Raw genomic sequence first — 10,113 nt, 5'->3', positions numbered from 1 at the left:
GGGGGGGGGCGGGCCGGTGGCATCAGCGGCGGGCGGGCTCGTCGGTGTGGTCGGTGCCGGTGTGGTTGGTGTGGTCGTCGGTGTGCAGGAGGGAACGCACCATCCGGCAGGTGGTGGCGGAGGGCGGATGCACCCCGATCCGGGCGGCGGTGGAGCGTATCTTGCGGTTGGGCGCCTGCTCGGGGCGGTAGACACCGGAGTTGAGCAGCGCGATGGCCAGGCGCATGGCCTTCAGACGGCGGTTGTGGGACTCGTACCACTCGCGCGGGCGCCCCGCGGGCATCCGCTTCTTCGGCAAGGTCGGGAAGCTCGGCAGGTCCTGAAGAGGGGGTGCGGCAACGGCCATCGGCAGCCTCCTGAGTTGGTCGGGAAACCTTCCCTTCAACTGCCTCCATTCTACGGCCGGGCACTGACAAAGGCCCCTGGTCAGCCCGCGTTCCAAGGCACTTGCGCGGTACCGTGTGCGGCATGGAGATCTGGATCAATCCGGCATGCTCGAAGTGCCGTGGCGCACTGACCCTGCTCGACGCGGAGGGCGCCGGTTACACCGTCCGCCGCTACCTCGAGGACGTACCGAGCCAGGACGAGATCCGCGCGGTGCTCGGCCGGCTCGGGCTGGAGCCCTGGGACATCACCCGGACCCAGGAGGCCGCCGCGCAGGAGCTCGGGCTGAAGGACTGGCCACGTGAGGAGAGCGCACGGGACCGCTGGATCGCGGCGCTCGCCGAGCACCCCAAGCTCATCCAGCGCCCCATCATCACGGCGGACGACGGTTCGGCGGTGGTGGGGCGCACGGAGGAGGCGGTGCGGGAGGCGCTGTCCCGGTCGCGGCAATGACCCCGGGCCCCGAGGGGTCCGGTCCCCCGGGGTCATGCGTACCCCGGCGCCCCGTGTCCGGCACGGGGGCCGGGGCGTACGCGGTGTCCGGCGTGCGGCCCGGGCCGGGGCGTACGCGGTGTCCCGTGCACGACACGGGGGCCGGGGCGTGCCCGGTCCCCCCGTTTACGGTCCGGGGCCGGGGCGTGCCCGCCACGGAGGCCACCCCGGTACGGCGGCCACCCCGGTACGGCGGCACCCCGATAGGGAGCCACCCCAGAGCGGAGGCCGCCCCGATACGGTAGCCGCCCGGTGCGGAGGCCGGATCAGCGGCGCCGCGGGGAGGTCGGTTGCGGGCGCAGCAGGAACCGCTGTGTCTTGCCGCTGGAGGTCTTCGGCAGCTCGTCCACGAAGTGGACGCGGCGCGGATACGCGTGCTTGGCGTACTGCTCCCTGACCAGTTGTTGCAGCTCGGCGGCGAGCGCCTCGCCCGCCTCGGCTCCGGGGCGCGGCACCACGAACGCCTCCACGACCTCGCCGTACTCCTCGTGCGGTACGCCGACCACGGCGGCCTCCACCACCGCGTCGTGCTCCAGCAGCACGGTCTCGACCTCGAAGGGGCCGATGCGGTAACCCGCCATCAGGATGACGTCGTCGCCGCGTCCGGAGAAGAACAGGTCGCCCTCCGCGTCCCGGGAGGCGGTGTCGCCGGTGTAGAACCAGCGCCCGTCGGGGCTGAACTTCTCGGCGGTCTGTTCGGGGGCGTCGCGGTAGCCCGTGAACCACATCAGCGGGCTCTCGGCGATGTCCACCACGACCCGGCCGGGGGCGTCCGTCGCGGCCAGGGCGGAGTTGGTGTCCTCGCGCAGCACCTTCACCTGCCAGCCGGGCAGCGGACGGCCCATGGAGCCGCGCTTGAGCTCGTCACGCAGGGCCGGGTGCCAGGCGTGGGCGACCACCATGCCGCATTCGGTCGAGCCGTAGTGGTCGCGCACCGGGACACCGAGCGTCTCCTGCGCCCAGTCGACGACGTCCGGGGGGAGCGGTTCGCCCGCCGCGGAGCAGCAGCGCAGGCGCAGATCGCCGGGGGCGGGGATGCCGGAGCCGCGCAGCTTGCGGTAGACGGTGGGCCCGGCGGTGAAGTTGGTGACACCGAAGCGGGAGAGCACCTCCCAGGTGGACTCGGCGGAGAACAGGTCGTTCAGCAGCAGGGCGCGCCGGCCGAGGGCGAGCGGCCCGATGATCGCGAAGTAGAGGCCGTACGCCCAGCCCGGGTCGGCGGCGTTCCAGAAGACATCGGTGGGCCGGTGGTCCAGGCCGAACTCCTGGTACATCGTGAAGCTCGCGACGGCCCGCAGCGGGATCGGGACGGCCTTGGGGGTGCCGGAGGTACCGGAGGTGAACAGTTCCGCGATGAGCCCGTCACCGCCCACGGCCACCGGCTCCGCCAGCGGGGCGTGCCCCTCGACCAGTTCCGCGAAGGACAGATCGTCCCCGGTGGCGGGCCCGGCGGTGACGATCCGCCAGGGGCGCTCGCCGGGGAAGCCCGACTCCGGGTCCAGTTTGGGGCGCTGACCGGCGTCCGTGATCACGATCTTGGTGTCGTTGCCCGTGACCCTCATCGCGATGGCCGGCGGGGCGAACGCGGTGAACAGCGGCACCTGGACGGCCCCGAGCCGCCAGATCGCGAGGCTCGCGACGAGCAGTTCGGCGGATTTGCCCATCAAGGTGGCGACCCGGTCGCCCACGCCGACGCCCAGGGCGGCCAGGGCTGCGGCCATACGTGACGAGCGGTCACGAAGCTCCCCGTACGTCATGTCGTGACCGGTCATGTCCTTGCCCACCACCGTGAACGCGACGGCGTCCTCCGGGTGGCTGTCGCACAGCAGGTACGCGGTGTTCGCCGCAGGCTCGCCGAAGGTCTTGAGCAGGTCAGCCATGCGCTGTTCCGGGCTGGTCAAGAGGGCTCCTAGTGCTGGTATCCACGAGTCGCGCCGGACGGGAGGGGGGCCGGGGCCCGGCATGGGAGAGCGCGGACGCACCTCGCCTTCCGGGACGGGCTGTTCCCGGGTGTGCCGAACCGAAGTCCCAGGACGGTGGCGGCCTCCCGTTGGCCTGTACACGCTATCGCGCTTCCACATCGGCCCGTCAGCCGTCCGTCGGTACCGAGACCGGGACGATATCTGCAGGCCGGGACGGAGGTCGGCGGGCTCGTCAGCGCACGGGTAACGCGACCGTCATGGGTGTCTCGATGGACCCGGGGCCGCGTTCTCCGGCACGACGGTGTACACCGCTCGCCGCCACCATCCGGCGCACGGTCTCATCCTGCGCTCGTACCTTCCGGCCACGCCCCATGCTTCCCAGCGCGGCCATGGGCGTCCGCCGTGACGGCACCAGCCGTCCCGGCGGCACTCTGGCGCCACCCCCTGCCCCGCCTTACCTTGGGGCAGCGGTAGCCATACCGCACGCACGGCTTGTCAATGTCTGAGCTCCACGACGTCCGACACGAGGTGAGCCTTGTTCCTCCGCCGAAGACGCGTCCGTTGCCGGTTGACCGTCGTCGCCACGCTCCTCGCCGCCGCGGCGGCCATCGCCGCGGGACCCGCGCGGGCCACCCCCGACGGCACACCGGCGTCCGGTCCCGCCCGGCCGCCGCTGGTGCGGCCGATCGACCCGCAGAAGTGGCGCAACCCCGACGACATGACCTGGGCCGACTACCGTGCGGTGCCCGGAACACACTGGGCGGACCCCACCGTCGAACCCACCCAGCGCACCTTCAAGGGCGCGCTGGTGCTCCTGGACTATCCCGACGAGGAGTTCACGGTCAGCCGGCCGGCCGGGTCCACCGTGTTCGGCAATCCGCAGCCCAGCGCCTCCGGCATACCCCGCGACCGCCTCCCCCGCTTCTACCAGGACTTCCTCAACGAGCCGGGGCCGCTCAACCACGGTCACACCATCAACGAGTACTGGATGGAGGACTCCGGCGGCCGCATCGGTGTCGAGCTGACCGCCTTCGGTGTGTACCGCATGCCGGGCAAGTCCTACCAGTACGGCGTCGAGGACTCGATGAACCCGGGCGCCTGCCCGGCCGGGGACACCTGCGACAAGGACATCCGGGCCGACGGCAAGGCGGCCTGGGTGGCCGATGTCGGCGCCGACGAGGCAGGCGCGTTCGACTTCGTCTTCTACCTGACGGCCGGACAGGACGAGTCGTCCACCTGGCAGGAGTTCGGCCCGATGAAGTTCCCGGGCGCCCAGGACATACCGGCCGTCTGGGGGCCGCCGAGCCCGGCGGGGGACAACTCGGCCCGGACCCGCTATGTGCCGTGGACGTCCTGGCAGGCCGCCGCCCGTGTCTGGCCCAACGCCTCGGACGGGTCGTCGGTGCAGGCGGAAAGCTCCGGCATGGCCGTGTACGCCCACGAACTCAGTCACATCCTGGGCATCGGGGACAACTACAACAACCCCTACGGCACCCCCCTCAGCCGCGCCTACACCGGCATCTGGAGCATGCTCTCCCGGGGCTCCTTCAACGGCCCCGGCGGCCCGCACACCCGCTGGCGGATCCCCGCCACGGCCGGCGGCTCGATGGGCTCCCAGCACGTGCTGCGGGACAAGCTCAAACTCCGCATCGTCGACGAGAAGAACGTCCTGCGCCTGGACCGCGACGCCCTGAAGAGCTCCGGTGTCGTCGTCGCGCGGGTCACCGCCCGCTCGGCGCCGCCGGGCGAGAAGGGGCTCTCCGGAGTCAACATCGCCCTGGGCGAGGACCTCTCACCCCCCTGCGACCGCGCCACCGACCCCCTGTGCGACGGCGGCGGCTACGACAACTACACCATCGAGGTCGTCGACCGCATGGGCACGGACTCCTTCACCCCGGACCACGGGGTGCTGCTCGCCAAGACCAAGAACAAGGACCGGGCCCCGTTCGCCTGGGTGGTCGACGCCCACCCCGAGGACATCGGCCTGGTGGACTTCGAGCGCCCCGACGGCACCGCGCAGAAGATCACCATGGGCGACTACCGGCAGCTCAGCGATGCGCTCTTCCACGCGGGAGCCGACAGCGGGAGCCAGTACGAGTACCTCGACCGGGCCAACCGGCTGCACTTCTACGTGCTCGACCTCGACCGCGACAGGTCCGGGGTGCTCTCGTACACCATCGCCGTGAGGTCCCTCGACGGCGCCGGGCCACAGCGCCGCGGACCGGCCCTCCACCGCGGCGAGCCCGAGGGGGACGCCTCCCGCTCCCGGGCCGTGTGCACCTTCGTCCTCGACAACACCGCACGCGCCACCGGGGCACCCGCCGGGACGCCCGCCGCCTCGGTGGACTCGGATGTCTACCGGCTGTCGGCCAAGGCCGTCGGCCGGGGCTGGTCCGCCTGGCTGCCCAACCGTCTCGCCACCGCCAGGGCGGGCGGATCGGTGGACGTCGAGGTGGCCGTGGCCGCGCGGAAGGGCGCCGAGCGGCAGGGCACGGTGGTCCTCACCGCCCGTTCCGAAAGCGATCCGCACCAGGCCGCCAAGGCGCTGTGCCGGCTGTCGGGCCGCCGGTAGAGCGACGGGTGAGGCCCGTGGCAGAGCGACAGGTGAGGCCCGTCGGCAGAGGGGTGGTGGCAGCCCGCCGGTAGAGCGACAGGTGAAGCCCGTCGGCAGAGCGACGGTGGCGGCCCGCCGGCGCCCGGCGGGCCGCCACCCGTGCGATCGGTGTGCGGCGGTCCTACTCCGCCTCGTCGGCCGTGGTCCGGATCGGCACCCGCAGGGTGCCGGGCTCACAGCCCGCCGTTCCGGCGATGATCCGCGCCGCGCCCTTGGTGAGCGGCACCAGGCTCTGCTCGTCCACCTTGTCCGGGGTGTCCCGCGGATCGAAGATGTACATGGGCGTGGTGATCATCTGCACCAGCGGCACGCCCGTGTAGTAGAAGTAGGCGCCGTCGGTGGCCGGGTTCGGCGCGAAGGCGGTGGGCGACAGGATCCATGACCGGCGCAGGTCCTCGGCGGCGAGGGACTCGGCGACCAGCTGTTCCAGCTCGGGCGCCTCAGTGGTGAACCACCAGCGCACCTCGGGGTCGTCGGTGGGCACGACCTCCCCGTCGACCACCTCCGCCTGGCGTGCGGCGTGTTCCAGATGCATTTCGAGGACGACCCGCGGGAACAGCTCCGGATGCGCCGCGATGAACGCCTGGGTGCCCGCGGCGCCCGCCATATGGCCCGACGTCAGCACGAACAGCATGTTGTGCGGGCGCAGCTCCCGGGGCACCGCGGCCCAGAACGCGGCCTGCGCCAGGACGAGCGCGACGCCGGAGGCGTCCTCCACGGCCGATGCCCACGGGCCGTCATGGTGGGAGCCGATGATCACCCAGTGGTCGGAAGCGCCGGGCAGGGTGCCCACCACGTTGTGAGTGGTCTCCTCGGTGATGGTGGCGTCGGAAACGATCCGGCCCTCGCACTCCCCCGACGCCATCAGCGCGCGGACCCGCCGCCCGTCCGCACCGCTCAGCCAGATACCGGGGACGGGGCGCCGTTCGGCGTCATAGGGCCAGTAGAAGTCGCTGGTCTCCCAGGGCAGTCCGGTGAGCAGGCCGACGTAGGCCGTGGCACCGTCCTTGATGGCGATGTCGAAGTCCAGCACATGGGGAAGGTCGAACGGCACGGTCTGGACGAGGCCGGGGAACACGCCCTCGGGGTCGTAGCAGCCGGTGGCACGGGCCTGCACCTCCGTCTGCGGCAGCCGGGTGAAGCCGATCTCCTGGACCGCGATGGAGCCCCGCACCTCCCCGTCCCCCATCCGCACCAGCCGGCCCTCGGTGCCCTCGGTCGGGGTGGTGTACGGCAGGGCGAGTCCCTCACAGCGGATGACCTCGCCGGGCCGGTCCGCGGGCCAGATCTCGAAGGCGGCGGACCTGGGCCGCCAGACCGGCGTGGCCAGCGGCTCGAGCCGGACGTCCGCCAGCCCGGTCTGCCGGAACTGTTCCGCGGCCCACTGCTCGGTCCAGCTGTCGGCCGGATAACCGGCCCGGCGAATGCCCTGGCTGACGATCAGTTCGATCCAGGCCATCATCTCCTTCGACGTGGGCGCCCGATCGAGGTACTTCTCCAGCGCAGGCCAGTCGCTCATCGCCATCCTCCTCGTCGCCTGGGTCGTCCCTCATGGTCGACGGGCGGGCTAAAGCTGGGCTAACGCGATGGCAGCGCACTCCGTTTCACGCTCAATCCCTCAAGCCTCCATCGCCCGATCCGCCCATCATCGGGTGTTCTCGAGGAGGCCAAGCCGGGCGTTAGGCCCACTTTGGTGGTGGCACAAATGATGGTCGCCGTATCCGAGCAGGCCGCTTATCAGGCGGCTCAACCGCAGGTCAGCACCCGATGGACGGTTGGGAGTCGAGTGTGCGTACCGAGAAGTCAGAGCGACCTGAACCGCGTGACGCGCCCCGGCCGAGGAGGTGGAGTCGGCGGGTCCCGGCCGGTGTCGTGGGCGCGGCCACGGTGGTCCTGGTCGCGCTCACGGTCTCGCCGGTGAGCGCCGAGCCGGATACCGGAGCTAGACCGCCGCGTGGTGGCGATCCGCTCCCCGCTCCCCCGCAGATCCGCGCTCTCGACTTCCTGCTCGGCTCCTACACCTGCGACTACACCCCACCGCCGGGTGGCAGGTCGGCGGTGCTGAAGCTGACCACGAGGCGGGCGATGGACGGACATTACCTCTACACGGACGCCACTCTCGAACCCGGAAACGTCGTCGGCCGCTCGACCTTCGGCTGGAATCCGGTCGACGGGACATTCATCAACCAGTACCACGACAACTGGGGTTCGTCCGGAAGCTACACCTCCTCCGGCTGGCAGGACGGCCACCTCGTCTTCCGGGGCCCCCTCACCCAGGTGATCACGCCGAATGCCACGGGGCGGACATCGGGCGTGAAGCTGAACCTCCTGGACAACTACCAGGTACTCGGCCGAGGCCATTTCAAGAACGCCACGAGCTTCACCTTTCCCGACGGAAGTACCTTGCAGGGCAGTTACGACTGCCACCGCCAATAGCGTTCAGCGTTCCGGACCGAGGGAAATGGGGGTGGCCGAGCATGGCGGGCAATGAGGAGAAACTGCTCGACTATCTGAAGCGGGTGACGGCGGATCTGCGGCAGACGCAGCGCCGTCTCAGGGACGTCGAGTCCGCGGGGCACGAGCCGGTCGCGATCGTGGGAATGTCCTGCCGCTTCCCCGGAGGCGTACGGTCCCCCGAAGAGCTGTGGGAACTGGTCGCCACCGAGCGGGACACCGTCTCGGAACTCCCCACCGACCGCAATTGGGACCTGGACCGCCTCTTCCACCCCGACCCGGAGCACCCCGGGACGAGCTACGCACGCGAGGGCGGCTTCATCGACGACCCCGCGGGGTTCGACGCCGCGTTCTTCGGCATCAGCCCCCGCGAGGCCCTCGGAATGGCGCCGCAGCAGCGGCTGGCCCTCGAAGCGTCCTGGGAGGCCATCGAACACGCCGGTATCGACCCGGAGTCGCTGCGCGGCAGCCGGACCGGAACCTTCATCGGCTGCGATCACCTCGACTACTGCTCCGACGCCTCCCAGGTCCCGGAGGGTTCGGCCGGCTACTTCACCATCGGCAACTCCGCCAGTGTGGTGTCGGGGCGGGTGGCGTACACCCTCGGTCTGGAGGGGGCCGCGGTGACGGTGGACACCGCGTGCTCCTCGTCCTTGGTCGCCATGCATCTGGCCTGCCAGGCGATCCGGCAGGGCGAATGCGACACGGCGCTGGCCGGAGGCGTCGCCGTGATGTCCTCGACCGCGCCGTTCATCGGCTTCAGCGAGCTGCGGGGGCTCGCCCCCGACGGCAGGTCCAAGGCGTTCTCGGCGAACAGCGACGGTATGACCCTGGCCGAAGGCGTCGGCGTCCTGCTGCTGGAGCGGCTGTCGGACGCGCGGCAGAGCGGCCACCGGGTGCTGGCGGTGATCCGGGGCTCGGCGGTCAACCAGGACGGCGCCAGCAACGGTCTCACGGCGCCGAACGGGCCCGCGCAGCAGCGGGTGATCCGACAGGCGCTGGCCAACGCCCGGCTGACGCCGTCGGACGTGGACGCGGTCGAGGCGCATGGCACCGGGACCACGCTCGGCGATCCGATCGAGGCCCAGGCGCTGCTGGCCACCTACGGACAGGAGCGGCCGGAGGGGCGTCCGCTGTGGCTGGGCTCCATCAAGTCCAACATCGGGCACGCCCAGATGGCGGCGGGCGCGGCCGGTGTGATCAAGATGGTGATGGCGATGCGCCACGGGGTGCTGCCCGCCTCGCTGCACATCGACGCACCGACCCCCCATGTCGACTGGAGCGCGGGCGATGTCCACCTGCTGACCGAGGCACGGGAGTGGCCGCGGGACGAGCGGCCACGCCGGGCGGGGGTCTCCTCGTTCGGCATCTCGGGGACGAACGCCCATCTGATCCTGGAGCAGGCCCCCGAGGAAGTCGCGGCGGCGGCCAGGGACGGCGAGGCCGAGCCGGTGGCGGCCGTGGCGGATGGCACGACCGCCGAGGAACCGGTGGCGGTCGTGGGGGCCGTCGAGGGGGAACCGGTGGACGGGCCGGTGCCGTGGGTGGTCTCGGCGCGCGGTACGGAGGCCCTGCGGGGCCAGGCGCGGGCCCTGGCCGACCGCGTGACCGCTGACCCGGCGGTGACACCGGCCGAAGTGGGCTGGTCGCTGTTGCGGTCCAGGACCCTGTTCGACCACCGAGCGGTGGTGATCGGCCAGGACCGCCGCGAGCTGGTGGCCGGGCTGGAGGCACTGGCCGCCGGGGAACCACATCCGGCCCTGGTACACCCCGCACAGGCCACCGGCACAACCGACACCAGCGGGCAGACCGTCTTCCTCTTCAGCGGACAAGGCAGCCAACGCCCCGGCATGGGCGCCGGACTCTACCACCGCTTCCCCGTCTTCACCGAAGCCTTCGACGAAGTCTGCACCCTCCTCGACCCCCACCTCCAACACCCCCTCAAGGAGGTGGCCTTCAGCACCGACCCCGAACACGCAGCATTGCTGAACCACACCACCTACGCCCAGACCGCACTGTTCGCCCTCCACATCGCCCTCGCACGCCTACTCCACTCCACAGGAGTCCTCCCCGACGCCGTCATCGGACACTCCATCGGAGAAATCGCCGCGGCCCATATCGCCGGAGTCTTCGACCTCCCCGACGCCTGCCGCCTGGTGGCCGCCCGCGCCACCCTCATGGGCCACCTCCCCACCGGCGGCACCATGGCCACCATCGCCGCCACCCCCGACGAACTCGCCCACGACC

Annotated in this window: 7 protein-coding genes; 4 read left to right on the top strand and 3 right to left on the bottom strand. The window is 71.4% G+C overall.

The genetic code is table 11. The annotated features are described in order from the left end of the window. Nucleotides 1-22 precede the first annotated feature (22 nt). Complete coding sequence (locus AXW62_RS33430; RefSeq protein WP_060947770.1) at nt 23-346, bottom strand: hypothetical protein; 324 nt, start codon at nt 344-346, stop codon at nt 23-25. Between the two features lie 122 nt (nt 347-468). On the opposite strand from AXW62_RS33430, the gene AXW62_RS33425 reads away from it, so the two are divergent. Beyond that, nucleotides 469-837 (top strand): arsenate reductase family protein, encoded by a 369-nt coding sequence (locus AXW62_RS33425; RefSeq protein WP_030833719.1) that lies wholly within the window; start codon nt 469-471, stop codon nt 835-837. A gap of 305 nt (nt 838-1,142) precedes the next feature. Here AXW62_RS33425 and AXW62_RS33420 read toward each other — a convergent pair whose 3' ends face one another. Next, nucleotides 1,143-2,777, bottom strand: coding sequence for an AMP-binding protein (locus AXW62_RS33420; RefSeq protein WP_107406374.1), 1,635 nt, complete (start codon nt 2,775-2,777; stop codon nt 1,143-1,145). A 589-nt stretch (nt 2,778-3,366) separates the two neighbouring features. On the opposite strand from AXW62_RS33420, the gene AXW62_RS33415 reads away from it, so the two are divergent. Next, the gene (locus tag AXW62_RS33415; protein ID WP_252368830.1) at nt 3,367-5,370 is read left to right on the top strand and encodes a M6 family metalloprotease domain-containing protein; all 2,004 of its coding nucleotides are present in this window, start codon (nt 3,367-3,369) and stop codon (nt 5,368-5,370) included. 163 nt (nt 5,371-5,533) lie between these two features. Here the strand turns inward: AXW62_RS33415 and AXW62_RS33410 are convergent, their stop codons facing one another. Continuing rightward, on the bottom strand, nt 5,534-6,931 hold the full coding sequence (locus tag AXW62_RS33410; RefSeq protein ID WP_060947767.1) for a M28 family metallopeptidase: 1,398 nt from the start codon (nt 6,929-6,931) through the stop codon (nt 5,534-5,536). Between the two features lie 353 nt (nt 6,932-7,284). On the opposite strand from AXW62_RS33410, the gene AXW62_RS33405 reads away from it, so the two are divergent. Further along, nucleotides 7,285-7,848 carry a hypothetical protein gene (locus AXW62_RS33405; protein WP_252368829.1) on the top strand — a complete coding sequence of 188 codons (564 nt, stop codon included), beginning with the start codon at nt 7,285-7,287 and terminating at the stop codon, nt 7,846-7,848. A gap of 41 nt (nt 7,849-7,889) precedes the next feature. Then, nucleotides 7,890-10,113: type I polyketide synthase (locus AXW62_RS33400; protein WP_159061017.1), on the top strand; the 2,224-nt coding region annotated here is incomplete at its 3' end.

Source organism: Streptomyces hygroscopicus subsp. hygroscopicus, from assembly GCF_001553455.1.
Classification (GTDB): Bacteria; Actinomycetota; Actinomycetes; order Streptomycetales; family Streptomycetaceae; genus Streptomyces; species Streptomyces hygroscopicus.
The sequence above is the reverse complement of the archived record's forward strand: the minus strand, read 5'-3'. Positions and strand labels throughout refer to the sequence as shown.

What these genes read in the sequence shown, in the direction of transcription:
- AXW62_RS33425 (WP_030833719.1), top strand. Translation starts at nt 469, where the DNA reads ATGGAGATCTGGATCAATCCGGCATGCTCGAAGTGCCGTGGCGCACTG.
- AXW62_RS33430 (WP_060947770.1), bottom strand. Translation starts at nt 346, where the DNA reads ATGGCCGTTGCCGCACCCCCTCTTCAGGACCTGCCGAGCTTCCCGACC.
- AXW62_RS33410 (WP_060947767.1), bottom strand. Translation starts at nt 6,931, where the DNA reads ATGAGCGACTGGCCTGCGCTGGAGAAGTACCTCGATCGGGCGCCCACG.